Source organism: Pseudomonas sp. ZY71 (genome assembly GCF_036542145.1).
Lineage (GTDB): Bacteria > Pseudomonadota > Gammaproteobacteria > Pseudomonadales > Pseudomonadaceae > Aquipseudomonas > Aquipseudomonas koreensis_A.
The window spans coordinates 213171-239636 of sequence record NZ_CP144274.1 but is presented as its reverse complement, the minus strand read 5'-3'; the positions used below and the strand labels follow the sequence as shown (position 1 = coordinate 239636).

Annotated in this window: 24 protein-coding genes; 10 read left to right on the top strand and 14 right to left on the bottom strand. The window is 59.4% G+C overall.

The window, feature by feature from the left end; genetic code table 11:
• Positions 1-171: 171 nt before the first annotated feature.
• The 3 genes from VY732_RS01005 to VY732_RS00995 form a co-directional block, all read right to left on the bottom strand.
• Positions 172-498, bottom strand: coding sequence for a hypothetical protein (locus VY732_RS01005; protein WP_137218308.1), 327 nt, complete (start codon positions 496-498; stop codon positions 172-174).
• A 189-nt stretch (positions 499-687) separates the two neighbouring features.
• Complete coding sequence (locus VY732_RS01000; RefSeq protein ID WP_331693442.1) at positions 688-2031, bottom strand: aryl-sulfate sulfotransferase; 1344 nt, start codon at positions 2029-2031, stop codon at positions 688-690.
• 23 nt (positions 2032-2054) lie between these two features.
• On the bottom strand, positions 2055-4415 hold the full coding sequence (locus tag VY732_RS00995) for a TonB-dependent receptor (protein WP_331693441.1): 2361 nt from the start codon (positions 4413-4415) through the stop codon (positions 2055-2057).
• 165 nt (positions 4416-4580) lie between these two features.
• Between VY732_RS00995 and VY732_RS00990 the strand changes: the two genes are divergently transcribed.
• Positions 4581-5525, top strand: coding sequence for a LysR family transcriptional regulator (locus VY732_RS00990; RefSeq protein WP_116029333.1), 945 nt, complete (start codon positions 4581-4583; stop codon positions 5523-5525).
• A 190-nt stretch (positions 5526-5715) separates the two neighbouring features.
• Complete coding sequence (locus tag VY732_RS00985; protein ID WP_331693440.1) at positions 5716-7332, top strand: alkaline phosphatase family protein; 1617 nt, start codon at positions 5716-5718, stop codon at positions 7330-7332.
• Positions 7333-7529: 197 nt separating this feature from the next.
• Here VY732_RS00985 and VY732_RS00980 read toward each other — a convergent pair whose 3' ends face one another.
• A complete protein-coding gene (locus VY732_RS00980; protein ID WP_331693439.1) occupies positions 7530-8438 on the bottom strand; it encodes a TauD/TfdA dioxygenase family protein in 909 nt (302 codons plus the stop codon).
• 181 nt (positions 8439-8619) lie between these two features.
• Between VY732_RS00980 and VY732_RS00975 the strand changes: the two genes are divergently transcribed.
• Positions 8620-9540: a LysR family transcriptional regulator gene (locus VY732_RS00975; protein WP_064117472.1), complete on the top strand. Its 921-nt coding sequence runs from the start codon at positions 8620-8622 to the stop codon at positions 9538-9540.
• Positions 9541-9635: 95 nt separating this feature from the next.
• Here VY732_RS00975 and VY732_RS00970 read toward each other — a convergent pair whose 3' ends face one another.
• On the bottom strand, positions 9636-10649 hold the full coding sequence (locus tag VY732_RS00970) for an ABC transporter substrate-binding protein (protein ID WP_331693438.1): 1014 nt from the start codon (positions 10647-10649) through the stop codon (positions 9636-9638).
• A 391-nt stretch (positions 10650-11040) separates the two neighbouring features.
• Between VY732_RS00970 and VY732_RS00965 the strand changes: the two genes are divergently transcribed.
• The 3 genes from VY732_RS00965 to VY732_RS00955 are packed head-to-tail and all read left to right on the top strand — an operon-like array spanning position 11041 to position 15076.
• Positions 11041-12639: an ABC transporter permease gene (locus VY732_RS00965; RefSeq protein WP_077570140.1), complete on the top strand. Its 1599-nt coding sequence runs from the start codon at positions 11041-11043 to the stop codon at positions 12637-12639.
• Positions 12636-13451 (top strand): ABC transporter ATP-binding protein, encoded by an 816-nt coding sequence (locus VY732_RS00960; protein ID WP_123592903.1) that lies wholly within the window; start codon positions 12636-12638, stop codon positions 13449-13451. The genes VY732_RS00965 and VY732_RS00960 overlap by 4 nt, the downstream gene beginning before the upstream one ends.
• Before the next feature lie 14 nt (positions 13452-13465).
• Positions 13466-15076, top strand: coding sequence for an arylsulfatase (locus tag VY732_RS00955; RefSeq protein WP_331693437.1), 1611 nt, complete (start codon positions 13466-13468; stop codon positions 15074-15076).
• A gap of 201 nt (positions 15077-15277) precedes the next feature.
• Here VY732_RS00955 and VY732_RS00950 read toward each other — a convergent pair whose 3' ends face one another.
• Entirely contained in the window at positions 15278-16348 is a 1071-nt protein-coding gene (locus VY732_RS00950) for a fatty acid desaturase (protein ID WP_331693435.1), read from the bottom strand.
• Positions 16349-16448: 100 nt separating this feature from the next.
• On the opposite strand from VY732_RS00950, the gene VY732_RS00945 reads away from it, so the two are divergent.
• The gene (locus VY732_RS00945) at positions 16449-17453 is read left to right on the top strand and encodes an AraC family transcriptional regulator (RefSeq protein ID WP_077570132.1); all 1005 of its coding nucleotides are present in this window, start codon (positions 16449-16451) and stop codon (positions 17451-17453) included.
• A 103-nt stretch (positions 17454-17556) separates the two neighbouring features.
• On the opposite strand, the gene VY732_RS00940 is transcribed toward VY732_RS00945, so the two are convergent.
• Positions 17557-18942, bottom strand: coding sequence for a heavy metal sensor histidine kinase (locus VY732_RS00940; RefSeq protein ID WP_331693433.1), 1386 nt, complete (start codon positions 18940-18942; stop codon positions 17557-17559).
• Complete coding sequence (locus VY732_RS00935; protein ID WP_077570128.1) at positions 18932-19612, bottom strand: heavy metal response regulator transcription factor; 681 nt, start codon at positions 19610-19612, stop codon at positions 18932-18934. Before VY732_RS00935 ends, VY732_RS00940 begins: the two co-directional genes overlap by 11 nt.
• A gap of 136 nt (positions 19613-19748) precedes the next feature.
• Between VY732_RS00935 and VY732_RS00930 the strand changes: the two genes are divergently transcribed.
• Positions 19749-20234: a GlcG/HbpS family heme-binding protein gene (locus tag VY732_RS00930; RefSeq protein WP_331693431.1), complete on the top strand. Its 486-nt coding sequence runs from the start codon at positions 19749-19751 to the stop codon at positions 20232-20234.
• Positions 20235-20246: 12 nt separating this feature from the next.
• Positions 20247-20657 carry a hydroxyisourate hydrolase gene (uraH, locus tag VY732_RS00925; protein ID WP_331693429.1) on the top strand — a complete coding sequence of 137 codons (411 nt, stop codon included), beginning with the start codon at positions 20247-20249 and terminating at the stop codon, positions 20655-20657.
• 125 nt (positions 20658-20782) lie between these two features.
• Here the strand turns inward: uraH and VY732_RS00920 are convergent, their stop codons facing one another.
• Positions 20783-21460, bottom strand: a complete 678-nt coding sequence (locus VY732_RS00920) for a Crp/Fnr family transcriptional regulator (RefSeq protein ID WP_331693428.1) — start codon at positions 21458-21460, stop codon at positions 20783-20785.
• An 84-nt stretch (positions 21461-21544) separates the two neighbouring features.
• Here VY732_RS00920 and VY732_RS00915 point away from each other — a divergent pair, with 84 nt between their 5' ends.
• Positions 21545-22069, top strand: coding sequence for an Mpo1 family 2-hydroxy fatty acid dioxygenase (locus tag VY732_RS00915; RefSeq protein WP_331693427.1), 525 nt, complete (start codon positions 21545-21547; stop codon positions 22067-22069).
• Between the two features lie 108 nt (positions 22070-22177).
• On the opposite strand, the gene VY732_RS00910 is transcribed toward VY732_RS00915, so the two are convergent.
• The 5 genes from VY732_RS00910 to oscA all read right to left on the bottom strand — a co-directional run bounded on the left by VY732_RS00910 (position 22178) and on the right by oscA (position 26373).
• The gene (locus VY732_RS00910; protein ID WP_007963490.1) at positions 22178-23167 is read right to left on the bottom strand and encodes a sulfate/molybdate ABC transporter ATP-binding protein; all 990 of its coding nucleotides are present in this window, start codon (positions 23165-23167) and stop codon (positions 22178-22180) included.
• A 3-nt stretch (positions 23168-23170) separates the two neighbouring features.
• A complete protein-coding gene (gene cysW / locus VY732_RS00905; protein WP_038367233.1) occupies positions 23171-24043 on the bottom strand; it encodes a sulfate ABC transporter permease subunit CysW in 873 nt (290 codons plus the stop codon).
• Between the two features lie 12 nt (positions 24044-24055).
• Positions 24056-24874, bottom strand: coding sequence for a sulfate ABC transporter permease subunit CysT (gene cysT / locus VY732_RS00900; protein ID WP_008080019.1), 819 nt, complete (start codon positions 24872-24874; stop codon positions 24056-24058).
• Between the two features lie 155 nt (positions 24875-25029).
• The gene (locus tag VY732_RS00895; RefSeq protein ID WP_038367242.1) at positions 25030-26043 is read right to left on the bottom strand and encodes a sulfate ABC transporter substrate-binding protein; all 1014 of its coding nucleotides are present in this window, start codon (positions 26041-26043) and stop codon (positions 25030-25032) included.
• Positions 26044-26190: 147 nt separating this feature from the next.
• On the bottom strand, positions 26191-26373 hold the full coding sequence (gene oscA / locus VY732_RS00890; RefSeq protein ID WP_077570118.1) for a sulfur starvation response protein OscA: 183 nt from the start codon (positions 26371-26373) through the stop codon (positions 26191-26193).
• Positions 26374-26466: the final 93 nt, after the last annotated feature.

Sequence of the window (26466 nt, the reverse complement as noted above, 5' to 3'; positions counted from 1 at the left end):
GTGAAAAAGAGCATGCTTTTCAGGCATTGAAAGTATTCATGCAACGCATCAAATTCGCCTGACCCGGTTTTGCAGGACGACTAATACCAAGTAGATAGTTGATTATTATTTTCCAGAAACAGCAAAAAGGCCGGGCACTTTCGTGCACCGGCCTTTTTGCTTAATCAACTGTTATTGCTTGAGGAACTCCCCTGCCAGGCCAACAACATCACCGTCAAAGTTGGTGCGCGAGCCAACCGCACGAACTTTCGAGTAATTGTGATCCGGCGAGAACAATGTCCAGGACTGATAGCCTGTGCCTTCATTCAACGCCGCGAACGTGATGATCGTAGGCTGCCCGGTGCTGTTCTGGAAATGGTAGTGACCATAAGCGATGTCGTAATTCACGCCATTCTGGCTGAATTTTCCGCTGAAGGTGCCGTTGGAATCGTTGCCATCGGTAATCGTCAGTTTGGCGCCAGCGTTAGCGTTTACATAATTGCCATTAATGCTCGACATAACGAGATTTCCTTTATCGTTGGATAAGTGTCTTCCGATGAGAGCAAGTTTCCTCCTGGAAACTCACGACAGTCAGGATGGTTGGACATTCAATTATTGTCCACGCGAGTTACTAACCAAATTGCAATAAGCACTGTTCAACCCGCTCATAACTTATCGCCGTTCGATCGAGCATTAATTCCAATTCAACTAACGACTGGCATTGGTTTGCTGCACACCGACAACCGGGGCATTAACCGCCGTCTCGGAGCGTGGCGTACCCGTTGGCACCCAGTCATAACTCACAGGCAGTGACCGATACACCCAGTTGCTGATCGCGTCGCTGCCTGGCGCCTTGCCGAGATAGGGGCTGACGTATTCCCAGACGTTTTCACCGCTGGCTGTCACTTGGAAAAACCGTCCATTCATACCTTCGTCGATCAGCGTGTTGCCGTTGGGCAAGCGCCGCGCACTGCTGATAAACGAGCTGTAAAACGCCCAGCCCGGCTGCTTCGAATTTGCCGCGCTGTACTGCCAGACGATTTCGTTTTTCACCGGGTCGATTTCCAATACCCGCGAACCGGAAATCAGTCCAAGGGCGACGTTCGGGTAACCCGCCGAACCCTGGTTATCGAACACCAGTACGTTGCCGGCTCCAGGCAATCCGGCCGGAATGATGTGCGCATCATGCTGACCGACAAACTGATCCACCGGACGCGGCAATTTCTGCGCGGTTTTCGGGTTGATCAGCGGCAAATTCGGGCCAAGACGCCAGACCACTTTGCCGCTGTTTTTATCGATGATCGCGATGAAGTTCGCGTTGCGTGAATCGATCAGCAGATTGTCCGGATTGAAGCGCTTGTCACCGGCATCGAACCACTTGTTCGGCCCGACCAGACTGAGGTTGTTGATGTGCAGGTAGTCCGGATTCTCACTGGCACGGACCAGCTTCAACTGCTCGGCGGTGAAGCCGAATTCATTGAGATGCTCCGAGGCCAGCCACTGCCATTTCACCGCGCCGTCGGGGCTGACTTCATAGATCGCATCGTCGATCACCTCGGGCACTTTGAAGCCTTTGACCGTGTGCACCTTGTTCGCCAGCACCATGGTGTTGCCGTTGCTCAAACGGCGCTGATCATGGTGCTGTTGCGCGGCGCCACCGGGCGCCTTGTCGCCCCACTGCCAGACGACTTTGCCGCTCCAGTCCAGCTCGCCGACGCTCTGATTGCCCAGACCGTTGCCGGCCGAACCGAGTTTTCCGGGATCCTTGTCACTCAGTTGCAGCAACACATGCCCGCGCTCGCCGCCGACCAGTTTTGGATCGATGATCGCTGACGGGAAACCTGCCTGTGGCCAGGTTTTCACCTCGTTGCCGTTCATGTCGATCAAGTGCGTCTGTTTGTCGGCGCCGCTGAAAATCACGTACTGGTTGAACGCCTTGTTCGGGTCGTAACGGGTGACACCCGTCGGGTAAACACTCGGTGCGGCGAAGGCGCCGGCACTGAGCACTGCGCCGGACAGCAACACCGGCAAAGCGGTTTTGATACGCAACATGATGCAGCTCCTTGAGTGACGAATCAGAAGTCGTAGCGACCGGTGACGCCCAACGTGCGCGGCGTGCCGAGCAAGCCTTCATAGCCGCCATTGCCGCCCGTCCACAGGGTTGTGTAATAGGTTTTGTCGAAAGCGTTTTTCAGCCACAGCGACACGTCCCACTGGCCCTGATTGAAGTCGCCACGCAGGCCGGTGGAGAAGTTGACCACGGCGTAACTCGGGATCTGGCCGTAGTCGGAATCCTCGACCGTACCGACGGCTTTGGAGCGGAACGCATAGCTGGCGGTGACGTAAGGTTCGAAGCCGTTATCCAGATTCCATTTGTATTCGCCGTTGGCGTTGCCGATCCATTTCGAGGCGCCGACCACTTGATGGCCGCTAAGGTCGCAAGACGCTGGAGCACCCGGCGCCTGACTGACTTCCGGCGGGCACGGGGCATCTTTGTACGAGAGGTAACTGACGTCGTTGTAGGAGCCGTTGATGTTCAGAGTCAGGCCGCGCAACGGGATCACCGTGCTCTCGAACTCGACGCCGCGCGAACGCACGGAGCCGGCATTGGTCAGGTATTGCACGCGGTTTTCCGCGTCGTAGGCGTTGGTCTGGTAAGCGTTGACCTGCGTCCAGAACACGTTGGCATTGAGTTGCAGACGGTGATCCCACAGCGTGCTCTTGAAGCCGAGTTCGGCGTTGTTCGCGCGTTCAGTGCCGATCAGTAGCGAATCGGCGCCGGCCACCGGCGCAGAACCGACGGCGAGGTTAACCCCGCCGGATTTCTCGCCGTGGGATAACGTGGCGTAGCCGAGCACATCGTCGGTGATCCGGTAGCTGAGATTGAGCAGCCCAGAGGGACTGGAGCTGTACTGATTCAAATCGCCGGAATCGTAAGCGCCGGCACGACCACGTCGTGCGGTGGCCGCCGCGCCTGTTACAGCAGCGCCACCAATCGGCGCATCCCTCGTGACCCAAGCGGATTTTTCTTCATAAGTGCCACGCACCCCGGCGGTGAAATCCAGCCGCTCGCTGAGGTGCCATGTGCCTTGGGCGAACAGCGCAAAACTGTCGGTCTTGATATGGCCGTTGCCAATGCTGGTGACGTTGGCCAGCGCACCGCGCGCGGTGCCATTCCAGATATCGGCTTGCGGGCCGTAATAAGCGAAGGATTTATTGTCCAGATCCGAACCGAAGTAGTAGGCGCCGACGACGTAATCGAAGAACTCGCCCTTGGGCGAGGCCAGGCGAAATTCCTGCGAGTACTGTTTATCTTCCACCGACACCCCGGCGTTATAGCTCGCCGGCACGTTGAGACCGTCGTCGTTGCGCGGGGTGAAATTCCAGAAGCGATAGGAGCTGATCGAGGTCAACGTGAAATCGCTCGGAAGCGTCCAGTTAGCCTCCACCGAGGTGCCACCCTGATGCACGGTGACATGCTGGTCGTTGTCCAGATTGACCTTGCGGTGCGAACCGTTGACCAACGTTGCCCCGGCCGCGTTGGCGCGCGACTGGTACAGGTTGACGCCGTTGATGGTCGGCCCGGTATTGTAGAGCACACGGGTGCCGGCGCTGGAATCCTCTTCGTTGTAGTCGCCGATCCAGCGCAGGTTGAAATCTTCGTTGGGCTTGAACAGCAGTTGCGCGCGGAAGCCCTCGCGCGAGCCGCCATTCAAATCATGGCCGTCGTATTCGTTTTTGATGTCGCCGTCGCTACGGGTGCGATAGGCCGAAAAACGCCCGGCCAGTTGATCATTGAGCGGCCCGGAAATGGTGCCCTTGGTCTGGAAATACCCGTCCTCGCCGACCGAGGTTTCGATGCTGCGCTCAGGGGTGAAGGTTGGCGCGCGGGTGCTGATGTTGATCACCCCGGCGGTGGTGTTTTTGCCGAACAGCGTGCCCTGCGGCCCACGCAAGACTTCGAGCTGTTCGATGTCCATCAAGTCAAACACCGCCATCCCCGGACGACCCAGGTAGACGTTGTCGATGTACAGACCAACGCTGCCTTCAAGACCATCGCTGGCCGGGTTATTACCGAGGCCGCGGATCGACACGCTGGACTGGCGTGCGTGCATGTAGGCGACGTTGACGCTGGGCACCAATTGCTGCAAATCCTGAATCCGGTAGACCCGTTGCGTCTCCAGATTCTGCCCGCTGACCACGCTCATGGGCGTCGGTACGTCCTGCGAACTTTCCTCGCGGCGGCGGGTGGTGACGGTCACGGTTTCCAGTTGCGAACTGTTGGCGGCAGGCTTGCCGGCCGGCACTGGCGCCGGGGTTTCAGAATCGGCGGCGTAGCCGTGAGTCCAGCTCGCGCTCCCTGCCAGCAACAGGGCCAGAGGCAGACGTTTGAGCCGTCGTGGCGTTAGGGGTGACGCAAGGTTCAACGGACTCATGGCGCGGCTCCTGGTCAAAAAACACACAGACATCTTTAACGCTGTATATTCTTTTAAGTTATTTATTTATGTATTTACAGATATTTACTGCATAAGAGATTGCCTTTATAAGGAGTCGACCTAATGCATATCCAATGCATTTCCCGGATATTTTTTATGTGAAAAATGCATATCGACTTGCGCCAACTTCGTCACTTCATCGCCCTGGCTGAACAACGCAGCTTCGTCGCCGGCGCGCAGGCGGTGAACCTGTCGCAGTCAGCGTTCAGCCGCAGCATTCAGGCGCTCGAGCACAGCGTCGGCTGTCAGTTGGTTGATCGCGGGCGCAAGGAATTACCGCCGACCAAACAGGGCCAGGTGCTGCTCGAGCACGCGCGGCGACTGGTCAGTGGCGCGCAGCAGATGGCCAACGAGATCAGCCAGTTCAACGGGCTTGAGGCTGGGGAATTGCGCTTCGGTTGTGGGCCAGCGCCGGCGGCGGGTCTGATTCCGCGGGCGATTGGCAGCTTCATCGGGCGCTATCCGAAAGCGCGGGTGCAGTTTCAGGTCGATGACTGGCAGAGTCTGAGCAAGCGGTTACTCAGCGAAGAGTTTGAATTTTTTGTCGCGGACACTCGGCACTTCGAGGCAGATCCGGATTACCTGACCCACCGGTTGCGACCGCGCAAGTGGCATTTCTGCTGCCGTGCCGGCCACCCTTTGGCCGGGTTTGAGCGGGTCACGGCCGAGCAATTGATGAGCTATCCGCTGGCGGTGAGTATTCGTCCGCCGAACCTGCGCAAGGTCATTGTCGACCTCAGTGGGCGGCCGGATTTCACGCCGAATGTGGAGTGTGAAAACAGCTCCAGTTTGCTCAGTGTGGTGCTGCGTTCAGATGCGATCGGGATTGTCGGGGCATATTCCGATGCACTGCATCAAGCGAAGGGTGAGTTGGTGTGTTTGCGCATTGAAGGGTTGGCGGATGATCTTGAGGAGTTGTACACCCGCTATGGGATTGTCAGCCGCGCGGGGTATCGGTTGTCGCCGTTGGCGGAGGCGATGATTGAGCAGATCAAGGCGATTGATGCGGTGGATGAGGAGGTGTGTTCGCTGGATAGACTTGCCGTCTGATCGACCGCTATCGCGAGCAGGCTCACTCCTACATTTGAAATGCATTCCCCTGTAGGAGTGAGCCTGCTCGCGATAGCGCCAGTACAGGCACCCATGCATTTCCTGCATAAAACCCATTCCCCAAATGCACTTGCCGAACACCCCCACTGAAAGCGAAAAACCTCGCCTGTCCCACTGACCGGTCAACCCCATGCCCACCCCGCCAAACCCCGTGCGCAACGTGCTGTACATCATGTGCGATCAACTGCGCCGCGATTACCTGTCCTGCTACGGCCATCCGCACCTGCACACACCCAACATCGATCGACTCGCTGCCGCCGGCGTACGTTTCAGCCACGCCTACACCCAAGGCACGATCTGCGGCCCGTCGCGGATGTCGGCTTACACCGGGCGTTATGTGAGCAGCCATCAAGTCGCGTGGAACGCCGTGCCGTTGCCGCTGGAAGAACTGACCATCGGCGACTATCTGCGCCCGCACGGCATTCGTACCGCGCTGGTCGGCAAGACCCACGCCACCGCGAATGTCGATGCCTTGCAACGGCTGGCGATCAATCCGCAGAGCGAGCAGGCCGAAATCCTCAACGAAGTCGGCTTCGAACCCTACATGCGCCACGACGGCATCTACCCCGACGACCCGCTGTTCGACGACAAACGCGAATCCGCGCCCTACACCCATTACCTGCGCGAGCACGGTTTCGACGGCAAAAACCCTTGGCACGACTGGGCCAATGCTGCCGAAGGCGAAAACGGTGAAATCCTCAGCGGCTGGCAAATGCGTCATGCGAATTTGCCAGCACGAATTCCCGAGCAACACTCAGAGACTGTCTACACTACAAATCGAGCCATCGACTTCATCACCGAGCAAGGCGAGAAATCGTGGTGTTTACACCTTTCCTATATCAAACCGCACTGGCCCTACATCGTACCAGCGCCGTACCACGCCTTGTACAGTACGAAATCGATTCTCGAAGCGGTCCGCGCGACGCCCTCCGAAGCCAGCAAACACCCCGTATACACTGCCTTTCGCCAGCATGAGGAAAGCCTCAACTTTTCCCGCGATTCAGTACGATTGACTGTAATCCCTACGTATATGGGTCTGATCAAGCAGGTGGATGATCAACTCGGGCGGCTGTTCGATTTTCTGCAGAGCAACGGTCGCTGGGATGACACGTTGATCGTGTTTACCAGCGATCACGGCGACTTTCTCGGTGATCACTGGCTTGGCGAGAAGGAGTTTTTGCTGGAGCAGGCGGTGGGGGTGCCGTTGATCGTGCGCGACCCTCGGGCGGCGGCGGATGTCACCCGAGGAACCGTCGATGATCGACTGGCGGAAACCATTGATGCGTTGCCGACGTTTCTTCAGGCATTGGGATTGCCGGGGGCAGAGCATCGGCTTGAAGGGCGTTCGTTGATCCCGCTTCTGCACGGTGAAAATCCGGACTGGCGCCGCTATGCGATCAGCGAATACGACTACGCCTTCCAAGCGCCGGCGCGTGAGCGTCTGGGCCAGCCGGTTGATCGTTGCCGGATGACCATGGTGCGTAGCGAGCGCTGGAAATACCTGGCGTACGACGGCTTTCGACCGCAGTTGTTTGATCTGCTGAATGATCCGCAGGAGTTGCGTGATGTGGGGGATGACCCGGCGTATGCGGCGGTGCGCGAGGAGCATGCGGGGTATTTGTTTGAGTGGGTGCGGGGGTTGAAGCGACGGACGACGATCAGTCATCAGGAGATTGATTTGCGTGGGCAACGGTTTCGTTATGGAGAGCCGGAGTCCGAGAAGGTTGTTCAGATTGGTGTTTGGTAGCGGGAAGAGCCCCTCACCCTAACCCTCTCCCAGAGGGAGAGGGGACTGACCGAGTTGTTTTTTAGCTATACGCCGACCTGATTCTGCTTTGCCGAATCCAACATCGAACGGATTGTTCAGGTCGATGCATCCCGAAAGACAACTCGGTCGGCTCCCTCTCCCTCTGGGAGAGGGCTGGGGTGAGGGGCTGTTGATCTTCAGTCACGACCTTTGATGGTCTGGCTACGCTGCCCATTCGCGCCCACTGGCACTTCACCCTTGAGCGTCACCCGACGCACCACCCGATCCTGAGTGCCGTAATCATCAATCGCATAATGCTGCGTCGATCGGTTATCCCAGATCGCCACATCACCGGCCTTCCAGCGCCAGCGCACGGTGTTTTCCTGACGAATCACATGGCTCTGCAACAGCCCGAACAGATGCGCCGAATCCGCCTGCGAATAACCCTTGATACGTTTGACGAAATGCCCCAGCAGCAAGCTCTTTTCGCCACTGATCGGATGCACGCGGACTACCGGGTGCTCTGTCTCGTAAACGGTGGAGGTGAAGACCTTGCGATAGCGCTCCAGCTTCTCTGCCGAGACGTCCGGTTTCGCGCTGGCATAGTCGTATTCGTTGCTGTGCACGGCGACCAGTTTGTCGGCCAGTTCACGCAGCTCGGTCGGCAAGCCGTTGTACGCCGTCGCGGTGTTCGCCCACAGGGTGTCGCCGCCGAAGGCCGGGGCCACCACCGAGCGCAGGATCGAGGCTTTCGGGTAGGCGTCGACGAAGGTCACGTCGGTGTGCCAGGAGTTGGCGCGCTGGCCTTCGGCACCGTCCAGTTCGAGCAGATAACGCGTGCCTTCACGGGTCGGCACGGTCGGGTGCGCCACGGGTTCGCCGAGCAGATGGGCGAAGGCTTCCTGCCGCTGATCATCCAGCTGGGTCTGCTCACGGAAGAACACGACTTTGTACTGAACCAGCGCCTGCTGAATCGCTTCGACCGTGGCGGCGTCCAGCTCACCGGACAAATGCACGCCACGAATCTCGGCGCCGATACGACCGGCCACCGGATGAATTTCCAGCGCGTGGACAGCGGGTTTTACTGCGAGTGCGGCATTGCTCATGGGTAGGCCCTCATCGACTGCTTACGGTTGGACGGCAGCGAAACAACGCTCTATCTATATTCCATTTGCATCTAATAGATATTCACATGCTTCGTTGACGGAATAAGAGCTTGCATTTAAAACCTCTAGCAACCCTCGTCGCAAATGCCTTCGAGCTATTTTTAGGATGCCGGAAAAGCATATGGATCTTCGCCAGTTGCGTTACTTCATCGCCCTTAACGAACACCGCAGTTTTGTCCGTGCGGCGGACGCGATGGGCATCACTCAACCGGCGTTCAGCCGCAGTATTCAGGGGCTCGAGCAGGAGTTCGGCTGCGTGCTGGTGGATCGCGGCAACAAAGATTTGCGCCCCACGCCTGAGGGCCAGGTGGTGCTGCAACACGCCCTGAGCCTGGTGCAAGGCGCGGCGCTGCTCAGTGCTGAAGTGACGCAGATGACCAAGCTCGATGCCGGCGAGGTGCACTTCGGTTGCGGCCCGGCGCCAGCGGTGAAACTGGTGCCGGATGCGGTGGCGCAATTCATCAACGCGCACCCGAAAGTGCGCACCTGTTTTCAGGTGGATAACTGGGAAAAACTCAGCCGCGCGTTGAGCCGTGAAGAGATCGAATTCTTCATCGCCGACATCCGTCATTTCGAGTCTGATCCGAACTTCCAGACCCAAGCGCTGACACCCAAGCGCGGGGTATTTTTCTGCCGGCCCGGGCATCCGTTGCTGGCCAAGGAAAGCCTGTCGACCAACGACATGTTCGACTACCCGCTGGCGACCACGCTGATCCCGCCGGGGATTCGCAAATTATTGGCGAACCTCAGTGGGCGCATCGATTTTTCCCCGACCATCGAGACCGAGCATTTTCCGGCACTGGTGAAAGTGGTGCTGCAATCGAATGCGATTGGCGTCGGTACGGAAGAGGCGTTTGTCGAGGACATTGCCAAGGGTTCGCTGGTGTTGCTGCACTGGCGCAATTTGCCGCAGAACCTGGAGAGCATGAATGCGCGCTGCGGGATTGTCAGTCGCACCGGGTTTCGCCTGTCGCCGGCGGCGCGGGCGCTGATTGAGACATTGGTGGCGGTGGATCGGCAGGAAGTCAGTGTCGCTGTTTAGTACGCTATCGCGAGCAGGCTCACTCCTACAGGGGAACGCATTCCAAATGTAGGAGTGAGCCTGCTCGCGATGGCACCGGGTCAAACGCTAGAGATTCAGAGTTTGGCCGCCGCCAACTCAGGCGCCACCCAGTCATTCACCTTGAACGGCTTGCGAATCAGCTTCTGCTGCGCCGCCAGATCCACTTTGTCCTGCAAGCTGCCAAGGAACACCGGATCCAGTGTCGAAGGAAACACCTCGCTCAATTTCTGATCCTTCAGATCCTCGGTGAGGATCACCGGCGGATAACTCGCCAGCCCCGAGACCAATTGCACGTAGGCAGCCTTGTTGCTGTCCTGGGTCAGCCACTCGACCGCCTGCTGCTGCGCCTTGAGCAATTTCGCCACCGCCTCCGGGTGCGCATCGACAAACTTGCCCGTGCCGACCAATACCGACTGCACGCTGCCTGCGCCACCGAGATCCTTGGTGTTCAGCGGCAACTCGGCCAGCCCTTTGGTCTGTAGCGCCGCCAATCCGGAACTGCCCCACGATGCATCGATCTGCTTCGCTGCCAGCGCAGCGGTCGCGCCGGTGAAGTCGAGGTTGATGACTTTCAGATCCTTCTCGCTCAAGCCTTGGCTGGCCAGTGCCGCATCAAACGACAACTGTGTTGCAGTGCCCCTGAAGATCGCCACGCGCTTGCCTTTCAAATCCTGCAGGGTCTTGATCCCCGAACCCGGCACCACGCCCAGATACTGCTTCACCCCACGTGCAGTGGCACTGAGCAAGCGGGTGTCGAGGCCATTGGACTTGCCGATGATTGCCGCCAGATCGCCCAGATACGCCAAATCAACCTGACCATTGGCAAATGCCTCGTTGATCACCGGCCCGGCACCTTTGAAGAAACTCCACTGAATCTTGATGCCCTGATCAGCGAAGGCTTTTTCCAAGATCTGCTGATCACGCAGCACATCAACCACGCCACCGCCGCTGTGCTGGGTGCCGGCGCTCAGGTCGGGCACGGCGATTCTGATTTCCTTGAGTTCATCAGCGTGAGCGGTGAACGCCAGCAGGCCCGCCAGTGCAGGAACGGCAAACAGACTGAAAACACGTTTGTAGGGGAGGTTCATGGGTGCAGCTCCTTGATCACGACGGGCGTTGAGGAGCCGAAAGTAGGCCGAATGAATACCTTCGCTTAAATACTATAAATGCACATTTTTATAGCTTTTAACGCTAAGCAAGCATTAACGGGGCTTGCAGCGGCGTATGCATTAACAGCATCGAAAATATTCTTCGAATGCATTGGATGCGTGTGGGCTGGAAGCCTTAAATGGCGCTGCTTATCTCTAAAAACAACTTATTACATATTACTTATAACCATTAGATCTTAGTTAATATCGCAAGAGGTAGCAGCCTTCGGCAGCTCCTGCAGGGGTCAATTCAAGGACGCATTCCCCCCGTAGGAGCTGCCGAAGGCTGCGATCTTTTGATCTTGAGCCAACCCGACAACGGAGGTCACCCATGGCCCGCCAATCCTTGCTCAGTCTCCCACTCCCCGCGCCGCCGCTGAAAAGCCGCCGTACCTGGCCCAGCCTGAACCAACGTCTGTTGCCGTGGCTGCTGCCCCTGAGCCTGTTCGCCCTGTGGTGGCTGGCCGCGCGTAATGAGTGGATGAGCGAACAGATCCTGCCCGCGCCTTCGCTGGTATGGAACAGCGCTGTCGAGTTGTCGCAGGGCGAGTTGTGGAGCCATTTGTGGATCAGCCTGCAACGCTTGTTCTGGGGGTTGCTCGCAGGGATTTCGGCGGGCGCGGTACTGGGTGCTGCGCTGGGTTTTAGCCGACGTCTCGAACGCCTGATCTTCCCGACCTTCGCCGGCCTGTCGCAAATACCGACACTGGCCTGGATTCCCTTGTTCATGGTGTTTTTCGGCATCGGCGAAGTGCTGAAACTGGTGGTGCTGATCAAAGCGGTGGTGGTGCCGGTGACCCTGCATACGCTAGTCGGCGTACGCGACGCACAACCAAAACTGCGCGAAGCCGCCGCGGTTCTGCGTCTGCCGCCGCACTTGCTGGTGCGCCGCCTGGTCTTGCCCGCTGCCCTCCCCGCGTTCATGGCTGGCGTGCGCCTGGCGCTGGCCGCAGGATGGACTTCGTTGCTGGCGGTCGAACTGTTGGCCTCCAGTGAAGGCATCGGTTACCTGATGGTCTGGGCGCGGCAGTTGTTCATGCTCGACATCGTGTTCGTCTGCATCGTGGTGATCGGTTTGATTGGTGTGGCGATGGATCGCGGCATCGGCCTGCTGGACAAGAAACTGGTGCACTGGCCGCATCCGGCCACCGCCGAAATTCGTCGCGGCCCGCGCTATGCAGGCTGGCAGCGTCTGCAGCCATGGCTGCTGCCGCTGGGCTTGTTGGCGCTGTGGCAATTGGCAAACGAACTGCAGTGGGTCGATGCCAACATTCTGGTCAGCCCGTTGGCCGTTTTGAGCACGGCATGGGACGGTCTGCTTGATGGCACGTTGATCAGCGGCATGGCGCTCAGCCTCAGTCGCACCCTCGGCGGTTTGCTGTTGGGCGGCGGACTCGGTTTCGCCCTCGGCTTGCTGCTGGGCTTGTCGCGCACCAGCGAACGCCTGCTCGGTCCGACCCTCGCCGCCCTCCGCCAGATCGCCATTTTCGCCTGGGTGCCGCTGCTTACCGCATGGTTCGGTCTCGGCGAATTGGCCAAGTGGGTGTTCGTCGCCCTCGCCGCGTTCTTTCCGCTGTTTATCGCCACGCAACGCAGCGTCGCCAACCTCTCGCCACAACTCAACGAAGCCGCTCAAGTCCTGCGCCTCAGCCTCGGCCAACGCCTGCGTCGACTGGTGTTGCCGGGCGCTGCGCCGGGGATTTTTGCAGGGCTCAGGCTGAGCCTGATCTACGCCTGGCTCGGCACCATCGGTGCTGAATATTTCATGCCGTCCAACGGCGGCATCGGCAGCCAGATGATCGGCGCACAACAGTTGTTGCGCATGGATCTGATCATGGCCGGCATGCTTTTCGTCGGTCTCACCGGCGCCCTGCTCAACCTCATTGGCCAACGCCTGGAAATTCGCGCGACCCGCTGGAGACACGCATGAACGCACCGATTGTCAGCTTCACCCACGTAGGCAAATCCTTCGATGTCGACGGTTTCGAACTGGAGGCGATTCGCGAATTCAATCTGGACATCGCCGAGGGCGAATTCGTCGCCATTGTCGGTTCCAGCGGTTGCGGCAAATCTACCTTGCTGCGTTTGCTGGTGGGTCTTGATACGCAGTTTCGCGGGCAGATCACGGTGGATGGCAAAGCCGTCAGCGGCATTGGCGGCGAGCGCGGCATCGTCTTTCAGGAACACCGTTTATTCCCGTGGCTGACCGTCGCCGACAACATCGGTCTGGGTCTGGTCAACGAGCCGCTGAGCACTGCGCAGAAACAACAACGGATCAACGACTTCATCGATCTGGTCGGCCTGCGCGACTTCACTCGCGCCTATCCGCACCAGCTCTCCGGCGGCATGGCCCAGCGTGTGGCGATTGCTCGCGGCCTGGTTGCCAGTCCAAGAATTCTGCTGCTCGACGAACCGTTCGGCGCGCTTGATGCGCTGACCCGCCAGCAAATGCAGGACGAACTGCTGGCGATTCGCGACCGCGCAAAAATCACCACGATCCTCGTCACCCATGACGTCGAAGAAGCGATCTTCCTCGCCGACCGCGTGGTGGTGATGGAGCCGCGCCCGGGGCGGATCAAGCAAGTGGTCGACATCGCCCTGCCGCACCCGCGCCAGCGCAGCAGTTTCGACTTCCATCAGTTGCGTGAAGAGCTGCTGCACGAACTGACCAGTGACGACCATTACCAACCGAGCGTACCGGTACAGATCCGCGATCTGCCGTTGACGTTCATTGCCTGCTGAACAGGAGTTTTGCGATGCCGCAACGTCCCAATTTTTTGGTGATTCTGGCCGACGATCTTGGCTTCTCCGACATCGGCGCGTTCGGCGGCGAAATCGCCACGCCGCACCTTGATGCCCTGGCCAACAATGGCCTGCGCCTCACCGATTTTCATACCGCACCGACCTGCTCGCCGACCCGCTCGATGTTGCTCACCGGCACCGATCACCACATCGCCGGCATCGGCACCATGGCCGAAACGCTGACGCCGGAACTGATCGGTAAACCGGGTTATGAGGGCTACCTCAACGACCGCGTGGTGGCGCTGCCGGAGTTGCTGCGCGAGGCCGGTTATCAAACCTTGATGAGCGGCAAATGGCACCTCGGTTTGAAGGCTGAACTGGCGCCCCATGCGCGGGGTTTCGAGCGCTCGTTTTCGCTGCTGCCAGGCGCGGCCAATCACTATGGTTTCGAGCCGACCTACGATGAGCAAACGCCCGGCCTGCTGAAATCCACTCCGGCGCTGTACATCGAGGACGATACTTTCCTTGATGAGTTGCCGAAGGACTTTTATTCCTCCGATGCCTTCGGCGACAAGTTGCTGCAGTACCTCAAGGAACGTGACCAGACCCGGCCGTTCTTCGCTTACTTGCCGTTCTCCGCGCCGCACTGGCCGTTGCAGGCGCCTGCCGAGATCGTTGAGAAATACCGTGGGCGCTATGACGCCGGCCCTGAAGTGCTGCGCTTGGAGCGACTGGAAAAACTCAAAGCCCTCGGCCTGATTGAGCCAGACGTCGAGCCGCATCCTTTGATTCAGTTGACCCAGCAGTGGGACGCATTGAGCGAGGAACAAAAGCAGATTTCCGCGCGGGCCATGGAGGTCTACGCGGCGATGGTCGAGCGCATGGACTGGAACATTGGCAGGGTTGTCGACTATCTGCGCCAGCAAGGGCAGCTCGGCAACACGTTCATCCTGTTCATGTCTGACAACGGTGCCGAAGGTGCGCTGCTTGAAGCGTTCCCCAAATTCGGCCCGGAACTGGTGACGTACCTCAGCCAGCATTACGACAACAGCCTCGACAACATTGGCCGGGCCAATTCTTACGTCTGGTACGGGCCGAACTGGGCGCAAGTGGCTACCGCACCGTCGCGGCTGTTCAAGGCTTTTACCACCGAGGGCGGGATTCGCGTGCCGGCGCTGTTGCACTATCCGCAATTGGCGATCAAAGGACAGATCAGCCATGGCTTCGGCACGGTGATGGATATCACGCCAACCATTCTCGATCTGGCTGGCGTGCGTCATCCGGGCAAGCTGTGGCACGGTAAACCGGTGGCGCCGTTGCGTGGCAAATCGTGGCTGGGGTTCTTGTCGGGTGAGACTGCGCAGGTGCATGACGAGCACACGGTGACGGGTTGGGAATTGTTTGGCCGAAGGGCGATTCGGCAGGGGTCGTGGAAAGCGGTGTGGATCCCGGGACCGGTCGGGCCGGCGACTTGGCAGCTTTATGATTTGGCCAGCGATCCGGGAGAGATTCATGATCTGGCGGTGAGTCAGCCGGACAAGCTCAGCGCGTTGATCGGGCATTGGCAGCAGTATGTCGAGGAGACCGGGGTGATCCTCAGCGAATCGCCGTTTCAGCCGGATTGAGGGAAAGATCAAAAGCCCCTCACCCTAACCCTCTCCCAGAGGGAGAGGGGACTGACCGAGGTGTCTTTCGTCAAACATCGACCTGAAAAACTGGGTCGATTATGGATTCGAAGAAAAACATTCAGGTCGGCGTAGTTCCCCAATATCCCCCGATCAGTCCCCTCTCCCTCCGGGAGAGGGCTAGGGTGAGGGCGCCTTCTGTCAGGCCTCCACCGCCTCCCCTGCCACCACAACCTCATCCCGACGAACAAACCGGTTCGCCCGCCCAAACGTCCCAAAATCATTAAACCGCACGCCCATCTCACGCATTACCTTATGCGCCACCGGCACCGTCATCTGACGAATATAAAACGGCTCCTTCACGACAAAATGATGGATCCCGTGACTGCTGCCAAAGTTGAAGCAGAACGCCTGCAACGGCCACAACCACCAAGGGTTGAGCACCTGGCACTGCTGCAGCACATTACCCAGCTCGACGTCGCCGTAGTAATGCATGTTCGAGCTGATGAAGTGCAGGCAAAACGTGCGCAACACGTTCGGGCCGATAATCACCACAGCGGCGATATCGATCACCTGCATCACCGACAATGTGGTCGCTGACCATTCGATCGGCGCGCCCAGCAGATAGGCGATGCCATTGGCCGCGTGAAAACCGAGAAACACATACCACGCGCCCCAATGCACCAGCGCCAGCGGTGCATAGACTTTGAAAACCCGTTTCAGAATGCTCCACTTGTGCGCCCAGGTCGGCGCCCGCAGCAAGCGGATGAAGGCCGACATCACGTTGTCGCCGACCATCAGCAAACGCGCCAGACCCCACGGCTCGCCGTTGGTGATCGCGCGTTCTTCCATGTCGGTTTCAGTGCCGGAGACCTTGTGGTGATTGAGGTGCAGATGCCGGCGAATCCATGGATTGATCGTGCTCGGCCGCGCCAGCCACACCAGGCCCATCATCAAATTGTGCGGCACACGCTGCTTGCGAAAATACATGCTGTGGATCAGGTCATGTTCCAGCTCATGGGTCAGCGAAGCAAAAAACGCGTTGAGCAACAGGCACACCCACCACGCCATATGGCCGGTGATGTACAGCGCCGCCGAGCCAATCATCCCGATCAGGGCAAAGGCCAGAATCCCCGCCCCCAGCGCATCCTGATGCTTGAGAATCGGGTAGCGTTCGCGCAATTCGACGCCTTTGGCCAGCACCACTTGGCGAATATGCGCTGATCGCTGGGCCGCATTGTGTCGTTGGGGACTTGCAGAAGTACCGTCCATGCTTCCATCCTCGGGTTTATGATGTTCGCATCGTGCCTCGCCAAGGCTTCAATTGCGGTAGCCGAGAACGCCAACCTGTTGACCGGAAGCGCCAATCAGCATGAAGGAACCGACCTCTCTCGCCAGCTGGACCCGTGCCTTGCGCAAGCAACTCGATGCGCTGGGGCTGGACAGCACTGCCCTGTGCCAACAGGCCGGGCTCGATCCGAATTTGATGGACGACCCCAACGCGCGCTATCCGCTGTCCGGCACCACGCGCCTGTGGGAAATCGCCGTGCAGGTCAGCGGCGACCCGGCGCTTGGTCTGCGCGTGTCGCGCTTTGTCAGTCCTACCACGTTCCATGCCCTCGGGTATGCGCTGGTGGCCAGCGGCAGTTTGCGCGAGGTGTTCGAACGTATCGTGCGCTATCACCCGGTGGTCAGCGATGCGCTGGAGCTGGAGCTGAACCGCAGCGATGATCGCTATCAATTCCGTCTGAAAATTCCGTCAGGCAATCCGGCGCCAGCCTTCGAAGCCATCGATGCGTTTACCGCGATCTACGTGCGCACCTGCCGTAATCGTCTTGGTCGCGATTACGCGCCGCTGGCCGTTTACCTGCGCCGCCCGGAGCCGAGCGATGCGCACCAATGGCACAAAGTCTTCCGCGCTCCGGTGCATTTTGGTTGTGCGGAGGATCGCCTGGAATTCGCCCTCGCCGACTTCGACAGCCACCTCGACGACGCCAACCCGGAACTTGCCGAACACAACGAAGCGGTGCTCAAACGCACCATGGCTCAGCTCCAGCCGCTGACCTGGGAGCGCAAGGTGCGCGACGCGATTGAAGAACAACTGCCGGAAGGTGAGCCGAGTGCTGAACGCATTGCCCAAGCCTTGCACCTGAGTTTGCGCAGCCTGCAACGGCATCTGGCGGATGAAGGTTGTCGCTTTGATACGTTGCTCAACGAGAGCCGCGAGAATCTGGCGTTGCTGCACTTGCGCGATCCGCAGTGTTCGTTGAGTGAGGTGAGTTATTTGCTCGGGTTTGCCGACACCAGTAGTTTCAGCCGTGCTTTCAAGCGCTGGACGGGGATGACGCCGGGGCAGTTTCGCGATGGGTTGCGCTGATCCAGAATCAGTTTGTCTGATCTGGCGCCATCGCGAGCAGGCTCACTCCTACAGGGGGAACGCATTCCAAATGTGGGAGCGAGCCTGCTCGCGAAGGGGCCCTTTAATTCAACGCAAAACCCAGCTCAAAAACGGTGCCGTCAGCATCACTGCCCACCCGCACCTGCCCACCATGCAACTGCATGATCGACTGCACAATCGCCAACCCCAACCCACCCGAATCCCCCGGCTCTGCCCGTGCAGGATCGACGCGGTAGAAACGGTCGAACAGTTTGCCCAGATGCTCCGCCGCAATGGCCGGGCCATGGTTGTGCACTTGTAACCAGCACCAGCCCGACTCGTCGCGGCGGCGCAAGCTGATCACGGTTCCGGAGTCAGCGTGGCGCACGGCATTCGCCAATAAATTCCCGAGCGCCCGTTGCAGCAATTGCTGATCGGCAAGCAGTTCGCCATGCAGTTGATTGTCCAGCCGCAGATCGCGGTCATCGGCCAAGGCTTCAAAGTAATCACACAGTTCGCCGCCAACGCTGTGCAGATCCAGCAATTGCAGATTGAGCGCACGTTCTGCCTGCTCCGCACGAGCGAGGAACATCAGGTTCTCCGCCATGCGTTTGAGTCGCTCGAACTCTTCCATGTTAGAGGCCAGGACTTCCTGATACTCCTCGGTACTGCGCGGATGATTCAGCGCCTGGCCGTTGCTCGCCAACAGCGTGTGCAGCGGCGTACGAATCTCGTGGGCGAGGTCAGCGGAGAACTGCGACAGGCGCTGCACGCTGTCGTCCAGCCGCGCGAGCATGCCGTTGAGCGCCTGCACCGGTTCAAGCAGTTCTGCCGGCGTGCCGTTGGCGGGCAGGCGTTGATCGAGGCTACGCAGATCGATGCCGCGTACCGCTTCGCTCAACTGACGTAGCGGTTGCAGGCCCCGTCGTAGCAGCAGTAAACCCAAGGCAAAAGCGAGCAACGCGCCGAGTCCAACCGACAGATATAAGCGCAAGCGATAGCTACCGAGCATCTGCTCGCGCTCGCTCAACACCTTGCCGGCGATGACGGTCAGCGGCTCGCCGTTCGGCCCCTGCGCTTCGCCGGACAACAGTGCCAGCTCGGCACCGTCCGGCGCTTGCCACGTCAGCACATCGGGACGCTGTGGCGTTTGCTCGCGAGGGATCGCGTTCAGCGCGGGCAAAGCGCGTTGCCGTGGATTGATGGCGATCACGCTCGACCCATCTGCACGCCGCACCAGCAACAGGCTGTCGAGATTGCCGAGCATGTTCTGATACAAACGTGGTCGAGCCTGCAAAGCCCCCAGGCTGTCGCTGTCGGCGAGCAAGGCGCGCACTTGCTCCAGTCGACCGAGCAACGCGAGGTCGTCGCGGTAGGCGATTTCCGAGGCCAGCGAGCGATAGAGAAACACACCAATCGCACTCAACACCAAAGCGCAAACCAATGCGAACGCCAGCGCCAGGCGCCAGGCGATCGACCTAGAGCGCATCTTCAGGGGCTTCCAACTGATAACCGACGCCGCGCACGGTGTGGATCAGTTTCGGCATGTACGGGTCATCGACTTTCGCGCGCAAACGGCGCACCGCGACTTCGACCATGTTGGTGTCGCTGTCGAAATTCAGGTTCCACACCTGCGAGGCGATCAGCGTGCGCGACAGCACTTCGCCCTGGCGACTGGCGAGCAATTGCAGCAGGGCGAACTCCTTGTTGGTCAGGGCAATGCGCTGGCCACCGCGACTGACGCGGCGACGCAGTACGTCGATTTCCAGATCGGCGATGGTGTACGACTCGGCTTCGCGCATCGGCCCGCGCCGCAACAACGTGCGTACCCGCGCGAGCAGTTCGGCAAAGGCGAAGGGTTTGAGCAAGTAATCGTCGGCGCCCAGTTCGAGGCCGCGCACGCGGTCTTCGATGGCGTCCTTGGCGGTGAGGAACAGCACTGGCGTGGCGCCGCGCTGGCGGATCAGCTGCAGCAATTGCCAGCCATTGAGCCCGGGGAGCATCACGTCGAGGATGATCAGGTCATATTCCTGCTGCTCGATAAAGTAACGGCCATCGAGGCCATTGAGCGCCACGTCCACGGCGAAACCCGACTCGCCCAGGCCTTTGGCGAGGAAATTCGCGGTTTTGGCTTCATCTTCTACGACCAGCAAACGCATGGCACACCTCGATTATTCAGACACACAGGCTAGGCGCCTTCGGCGGCGTTGCCCATTACAAACTTGTAATCAGACTGACGAGGTTCTGACGAGGACCGACGATTAAGGTGGCGACCTTCGCTTTTGGAGGCTGTCCATGACCGTTAAATTCCTCGTTGCAAGCCTGATGATCGGCCTCAGTGGTGCCGCTGTCGCCAGCCCTGAGCTGCCGCGTCACGCCGACCTCGACCTGAAAACTGCACGCCTTCTCGCCGACACGGCAATGGCCAATTGCACCGGCACGGTGTCGGTGCTCGATCGGGGCGGCAATCTGCTAGTGACCCTGCGCGGCGATGGCGTAGGCCCGCACAACACCGCTGCCAGCCAGCGCAAGGCTTACACCGCGCTGTCGACGAAAACCGCGACCCGATTGTTCGCCGAACGCGCTCGCAGCAACCCGGAAACCGCCAACCTCAACACCCTCGATGAATTGCTGCTGCTTGGCGGCGGTATCCCGCTGTTCCTCGGCACTGAACTGGTGGGCGCGATGGGCGTGGCCGGTTCCGGCGGCGGTGAGCAAGACGAAAACTGTGCGATCAAGGCTGCCGAGAAAACCGGTCTGGCCATAACCCGTTCCCAATAAGGAATTTCATTCATGACGACTATGCGCATGACCTTCGCCGCGCTCGGCCTGAGCGCTTTTTCCAGCCTGGCCCTGGCCGCCGGCAATCCGTTGAGCGTGCACGTGCTCAACCTGGAAAACGGCCTGCCGTCGCCGGGCATCGACGTGACCCTGGAAAAACACGTCGGCCAGAACTGGCAGCCACTGGCCCAGGGCACGACCAATGAACAGGGGCGGATCGCCGAGCTGTTCCCGGCCAAACAGCCTTTTGAAGCGGGTGAATACCGCGTGGTGTTCAAGACCGGCGAGTACTTCAAGAAGGTCAAGCACGACACGTTCTTCCCGGAGATTCCGGTGATCTTTGAAGTGAAGCAGACCGATCAGCACTACCACATCCCGCTGCTGCTCAGCCCGTACGGTTTCTCGACCTATCGCGGTTCCTGAGCCCTACACAAATCCCCCTGTAGGAGTGAGCCTGCTCGCGATGGCAATCTGTCAGTCACAGATTGATCAACTGACAGATTGCCATCGCGAGCAGGCTCACTCCTACAATGGTTCGGCGTTGGATCCTAGATCGTGGCCAGGGCGCGCAATCGTGCGGCGTCGAGGATCTCGATCTCGCCATACCCGAGCCCGATAATCCCCTGCCCCTGCAAATCCTTGAGGATCTGGTTGGTGGTCTGCCGCGACAGCGACAGCATCGATGCCAACTGCTCCTGCGGCAGTTGCAGTACCCGGCGTGGCGCGTCGAGTTCGCCGTAGCCTTCGGCGATCATCAGCAAGCGATGGGCCAAACGCGCCGGGGCTGGCAGCAGGCTAAGTTGTTCGAGGTTGATGAAGGCCAGGCGCAGTTTGTGGCTCATCAGCAGCGCCAGGTGTCGCCAGTACACTGGATTTTCATCAAGCAGCTTCAGTAACGGTGCCTGCGGGATATTGAGCAGCGTGCACGGCCCCACAGCGTAGGCATCATGGGTGCGCGGCTGGCCATCGAACAGGCAGATTTCGCCGAACCAGTGCGGCGCCTCGATCAGACTCAACAACGCCTCTTTGCCCTGCTCACTCACCGCACCGATGCGCACCGTGCCGTCGAGTACTGCGTACAAGCCGCACGGCGCATCTCCACGCTGAAACAAGCGCTGCCCTGCCGTCAGCCGCCGCTCGCGGGCCGCCGCGAGCAGACTATCCTGAAAGGACACCGGCAGATGACTGAACCACTGGCCGGTCATCAATCGCGAACGAATTTGCATAAACACTCCTGGATTGTCGCCTGCCTGACAGAGCGAACCCTGATCCCGAGGGATGATGCGATCAACCCTACCGGAGGAACAACAATGAAAAGCCTCGTCGACCACCTCAGTCAATACGCCGCCTACCACCGTGACCCGCGCAACATCGCCAGCCACTTTATCGGCATTCCGCTGATTGTGGTGGCCGTGGCGGTGTTGTTGTCGCGCCCGGAATGGTCGCTGGACGGGCTGTGGATATCTCCAGCCGTTGTGTTGGCGCTGGCCTCGGCGTGGTTTTACCTGCGTCTGGAATTGAAGCTCGGGGTATTGATGACGGTGCTGATGGGCCTGTCGGTCTGGGCCGGGCATGTATTGGCGCAGCAGAGCACCATGGTCTGGTTGAGCAGCGGGCTGGCGATGTTTGTCGTTGGCTGGGTGATCCAGTTTGTCGGGCATCACTATGAAGGGCGCAAACCGGCGTTTGTCGATGATGTGTCGGGGCTGATTGTCGGGCCGTTGTTTGTCGTGGCCGAGTTGGCGTTCATGCTCGGGATGCGGCATGAGTTGAAAGAGCAGATCGAGGCGCGGGCGGGGGTTGTGCGGGTTAATCCGAATCGTGCGGCTGTCTGAATCGCTTTCGCGAGCAAGCTCGCTCCCACAGTGGACTGGTGCTGAACACAAAATTCAAGTCCGACCGAATTCCCTGTGGGAGCGAGCCTGCTCGCGAAGCTTTTGATCTTAGAGGCTGGCGACTTTCTGCCAGACCTTGGGTTTGAAGAACAGGGTTTCACCCTTGGCCAAGCCGATCAGGCTGTCGTGATCTTTCACCACTTCGGCCTCGATCAGATCAGTCTGCCCTTCTACCTTCAACGTCACCCGCGTGGTCGCGCCCAACGGCCGGATATCACGCACCTCAGCAGCATGGTGATCTTCCAGCTCATGCTTGGACAACGACACCTCATGCGGGCGGAACAGCACGTGGTTGTCGTCGCTCAGCAGCAAGCGGTTCGAATCGCCGAGGAAGTGATAAACGAAATCGCTGGCCGGGTTTTCGTAGACGTCGCCCGGTGAGCCGATCTGCTCGATCACACCCTTGTTCATCACCACGATACGGTCGGCGACTTCCATCGCCTCTTCCTGGTCGTGGGTCACGAACACCGAGGTCAGGTTGATATCTTCGTGCAAGCGCGCCAGCCAGCGGCGCAGCTCTTTACGTACCTTGGCATCGAGGGCGCCGAACGGTTCGTCGAGCAGCAGTACTTTCGGCTCGACCGCCAAGGCACGGGCCAAAGCGATGCGCTGACGCTGACCACCGGACAACTGCTCCGGATAACGATCCGACAGCCAATCCAGCTGCACCATGTTCAGCAGTTCGTGAACCTTGGTCGCGATCTGGCTTTCGCTCGGGCGCTGGTTTTTCGGTTTCATGCGCAGGCCGAAGGCGACGTTGTCGAACACGGTCATGTGGCGGAACAAGGCGTAGTGCTGGAAGACGAAACCGACGTTGCGATCACGCACGTCGTGACCGGAAACGTCTTCGCCGTGGAAGACGATATTGCCGTTATCCGGGGTTTCCAGACCGGCGATAATCCGCAGCAGGGTGGTCTTGCCGCAGCCCGATGGGCCGAGCAGCGCGACCAGTTCACCGCTGTGGATGTCCAGGCTGATGTTGTCCAGCGCCTTGAAGGCATTGAAATTCTTGCTGACGTTACGCACTTCGATCGACATGAATTATTCCTCCGCGGCGCTGGCGCGCAGGCGGTTGATACGGTTTTCGCTCCACTGCTTGAGCAGCAGGATGAAGAGCGCCAGGATCAGCAACAGGCTCGCCACGGCGAACGCGGCCACGTGGTTGTATTCGTTGTAGAGGATCTCGACGTGCAACGGCAAGGTGTTGGTCACCCCGCGAATGTGCCCGGACACCACCGACACCGCACCGAATTCACCCATGGCCCGCGCGGTACACAACACCACGCCATAGATCAGGCCCCACTTGATGTTCGGCACAGTGACATGCCAGAACATCTGCCAGCCATTGGCGCCGAGCAAACGCGCGGCCTCCTCTTCCTGCGTGCCTTGTTCCTGCATCAGCGGGATCAGTTCACGAGCCACGAACGGCACGGTGACGAAGATCGTCGCCAGCACGATGCCCGGCAAGGCGAAGACGATCTGGATGTCGTGATCCTGCAGCCAAGGTCCGAACAGGCCCTGCGCACCGAACATCAGCACGTAGACCAGACCGGCGATCACCGGCGATACCGAGAACGGCAAGTCAATCAGGGTCACCAGCATGCTCTTGCCGCGGAACGAGTATTTGCTCACGCACCACGCAGCGCTGACGCCGAACACCAGGTTCAACGGCACAGAAATCAACACGGCGAATACGGTGAGTTTCAGTGCCGACAGTGCATCCGGTTCAAAGATCGCGGTGAAGAACGCACCGAGGCCATTTTTCAAGCCCTGCGATACCACGATGAACAACGGCAGCAGCAGAAACAGGAAAAAAACCAGCCAGCCAAGGCCGATCAGGATTCTGCGCGAAGTGGCACTGCCACGGCGTGCAGCGTTGGCCGAAGAGGCGGCCGCAATAGACGATTGGGACATGTTCGCGCCTCCTTATGGGGTTTCGATGCGCCGCTGCAGCAGATTGATCAGCAGCAACAGGACGAAGGAAACCACCAGCATCAGCACGCCGATGGCAGTGGCGCCGGTGTAATCGTATTGGTCGAGTTTGACCATGATCAGCAGCGGCAGGATCTCGGTTTTCATCGGCATGTTGCCGGCAATGAATATCACCGAACCGTACTCGCCGACACCACGCGCGAACGCAAGGGCAAAACCGGTGAGCCAGGCAGGCAGCAGCGCAGGTACGAGGATGTGGCGGAACACCTGCAACGGTTTCGCACCGAGGCACGCGGCAGCTTCTTCGACTTCACGGGGAATGTCGGCCAGCACCGGCTGCACCGTGCGCACCACGAACGGCAGGGTGACGAAGGTCAGCGCCAGAGTGATACCGAGCGGGGTGTAGGCAATTTTGAAACCGAGGTCGGCAGCGAACTGGCCGACCAGTCCAGCCGGCGCGTACAACGCAGTCAGCGCAATACCGGCCACCGCTGTCGGCAGGGCGAACGGCAGATCGATCATCGCGTCGATCACCTTGCGCCCCGGGAAGGTGTAGCGCACCAGCACCCAGGCCAGCAAGGTGCCGATGATGCCGTTGATGATCGCAGCGCACAGCGCGGTGCCGAAGCTCAGCTTCAACGCGGCCAACACCCGTGGTGCGGAGATGATCGCCCAGAACTGATCCCAGGTGAGTTGAGCGGCGTGGACGAACATCGCCGCCAGCGGGATAAGCACAATCAGGCTGAGGTACACCAAGGTGTAGCCCAGCGTCAGCCCGAAGCCGGGTATGACGGGGGAGATACGACGCGACATAAAAGTCCTTGGTTAAAAACGCATCAATGTGGGAGCGAGCCTGCTCGCGAAGAGGAAGTATCAGTCAACATCCCTGTCGCCTGAAATACCGCCTTCGCGAGCAAGCTCGCTCCCACATGTGGTGTGCCTAAACAGTAGGCTCGTTGTGGGTCAGATTACTGCGCCTGATAAATCTGGTCGAACACGCCACCGTCGTTGAAGAATTTCGGTTGCGCGGTTTTCCAGCCGCCGAAGTCCTTGTCGATGGTCACCAGATCCAGTTTCGGGAACTGCTGGGCGTACTTGGCGGCCACGTCCTTGTCACGCGGACGGTAGAAGTTCTTCGCGGCGATCTCCTGACCGGCCGGGCTGTACAGGTGCTTCAGATAGGCTTCGGCGATCTGCTCGTTGCCCTTCTTCTCGGCGTTCTTGTCGACCACGGCCACGGGTGGCTCGGCGAGGATCGACAGCGACGGCACGACGATGTCGAACTTGTCGGCGCCGCCATCTTCTTTCAGCGCCAGGAACGCTTCGTTTTCCCAGGCCAGCAACACGTCGCCCTGACCGTTGTTGACGAAGGTAATGGTCGAACCGCGTGCACCGGTGTCGAGAATCGGCACGTGCTTGAACAGGGTCTGTACGTATTCTTTGGCTTTGGCTTCGTCACCGCCGTTGGCTTTCAGGCCGTAGGCCCAGGCGGCGAGGAAGTTCCAGCGCGCGCCGCCGGAGGTTTTCGGGTTCGGCGTGATCACCGAGACGTCGTTCTTGACCAGATCGCCCCAGTCCTTGATGCCTTTCGGGTTGCCCTTGCGCACCAGGAAGACGATGGTCGAGGTGTACGGCGTGCTCGCTTCCGGCAGACGCTTCTGCCAGTCGGCGGGCAGGGTCTTGCCGAGTTTGGCGATTTCGTCGATGTCGCCAGCCAGGGCCAGGGTCACCACGTCAGCGCGCAGACCGTCGATCACCGCACGGCCCTGCTTGCCCGAACCACCGTGGGATTGCTGGATTTTAACGGTGTCGCCAGCGTGATCTTTCTGCCAGAACTTGATGAATTCAGCGTTGTAGTCCTGATACAGCTCGCGCGTCGGGTCATACGACACGTTGAGCAGTTCGTAATCCTTGGCAACCGCGGAACCGGCAAACACAGCGCTGGCCAGGGCGGCCAAAGCGTAACGGCGAATCGACGACATGGTGAAAGCTCCTGGAATTCTTGGTGGTGGCTTTTTCTTATGAATATCTGGAATCGGGTGTGCCGGCTAAAGATCGCAGCCTTCGGCAGCTCCTGCACACAGCCCCCTGTAGGAGCTGCCGCAGGCTGCGATCTTTTGATCTTCAACTCAGCCCGGTTGTTTGCCCGGTTGCTGCAAACGGAATTTCTCTTTGCGTTCGATCTGCACGACTTGCGCGTTATGCACAGTGATCTCCACCGCGCCGAAACGCAGATCGCGCAGGGCGCTCTGGATTTCACGCAAGATGGCGCTTTCGTCCTGACCGTCAACGCTGCGAAGGGATGCGCTCATGGTGCTGCTCCTTTGAATGGGATTTGCCTGGCAGTGGGCGGCACTGCGTTCGGCGTAGGAGCAATATAAGAGAGGCGCGGATATTCTTAAAAA

Bases quoted from the DNA above. Each gene is read 5' to 3' on its own strand.
- VY732_RS01005 (WP_137218308.1), bottom strand. From the start codon at position 498: ATGTCGAGCATTAATGGCAATTATGTAAACGCTAACGCTGGCGCCAAA.
- VY732_RS01000 (WP_331693442.1), bottom strand. From the start codon at position 2,031: ATGTTGCGTATCAAAACCGCTTTGCCGGTGTTGCTGTCCGGCGCAGTG.
- VY732_RS00995 (WP_331693441.1), bottom strand. From the start codon at position 4,415: ATGAGTCCGTTGAACCTTGCGTCACCCCTAACGCCACGACGGCTCAAA.
- VY732_RS00990 (WP_116029333.1), top strand. From the start codon at position 4,581: ATGCATATCGACTTGCGCCAACTTCGTCACTTCATCGCCCTGGCTGAA.
- VY732_RS00985 (WP_331693440.1), top strand. From the start codon at position 5,716: ATGCCCACCCCGCCAAACCCCGTGCGCAACGTGCTGTACATCATGTGC.
- VY732_RS00980 (WP_331693439.1), bottom strand. From the start codon at position 8,438: ATGAGCAATGCCGCACTCGCAGTAAAACCCGCTGTCCACGCGCTGGAA.
- VY732_RS00975 (WP_064117472.1), top strand. From the start codon at position 8,620: ATGGATCTTCGCCAGTTGCGTTACTTCATCGCCCTTAACGAACACCGC.
- VY732_RS00970 (WP_331693438.1), bottom strand. From the start codon at position 10,649: ATGAACCTCCCCTACAAACGTGTTTTCAGTCTGTTTGCCGTTCCTGCA.
- VY732_RS00965 (WP_077570140.1), top strand. From the start codon at position 11,041: ATGGCCCGCCAATCCTTGCTCAGTCTCCCACTCCCCGCGCCGCCGCTG.
- VY732_RS00960 (WP_123592903.1), top strand. From the start codon at position 12,636: ATGAACGCACCGATTGTCAGCTTCACCCACGTAGGCAAATCCTTCGAT.
- VY732_RS00955 (WP_331693437.1), top strand. From the start codon at position 13,466: ATGCCGCAACGTCCCAATTTTTTGGTGATTCTGGCCGACGATCTTGGC.
- VY732_RS00950 (WP_331693435.1), bottom strand. From the start codon at position 16,348: ATGGACGGTACTTCTGCAAGTCCCCAACGACACAATGCGGCCCAGCGA.
- VY732_RS00945 (WP_077570132.1), top strand. From the start codon at position 16,449: ATGAAGGAACCGACCTCTCTCGCCAGCTGGACCCGTGCCTTGCGCAAG.
- VY732_RS00940 (WP_331693433.1), bottom strand. From the start codon at position 18,942: ATGCGCTCTAGGTCGATCGCCTGGCGCCTGGCGCTGGCGTTCGCATTG.
- VY732_RS00935 (WP_077570128.1), bottom strand. From the start codon at position 19,612: ATGCGTTTGCTGGTCGTAGAAGATGAAGCCAAAACCGCGAATTTCCTC.
- VY732_RS00930 (WP_331693431.1), top strand. From the start codon at position 19,749: ATGACCGTTAAATTCCTCGTTGCAAGCCTGATGATCGGCCTCAGTGGT.
- uraH (WP_331693429.1), top strand. From the start codon at position 20,247: ATGACGACTATGCGCATGACCTTCGCCGCGCTCGGCCTGAGCGCTTTT.
- VY732_RS00920 (WP_331693428.1), bottom strand. From the start codon at position 21,460: ATGCAAATTCGTTCGCGATTGATGACCGGCCAGTGGTTCAGTCATCTG.
- VY732_RS00915 (WP_331693427.1), top strand. From the start codon at position 21,545: ATGAAAAGCCTCGTCGACCACCTCAGTCAATACGCCGCCTACCACCGT.
- VY732_RS00910 (WP_007963490.1), bottom strand. From the start codon at position 23,167: ATGTCGATCGAAGTGCGTAACGTCAGCAAGAATTTCAATGCCTTCAAG.
- cysW (WP_038367233.1), bottom strand. From the start codon at position 24,043: ATGTCCCAATCGTCTATTGCGGCCGCCTCTTCGGCCAACGCTGCACGC.
- cysT (WP_008080019.1), bottom strand. From the start codon at position 24,874: ATGTCGCGTCGTATCTCCCCCGTCATACCCGGCTTCGGGCTGACGCTG.
- VY732_RS00895 (WP_038367242.1), bottom strand. From the start codon at position 26,043: ATGTCGTCGATTCGCCGTTACGCTTTGGCCGCCCTGGCCAGCGCTGTG.
- oscA (WP_077570118.1), bottom strand. From the start codon at position 26,373: ATGAGCGCATCCCTTCGCAGCGTTGACGGTCAGGACGAAAGCGCCATC.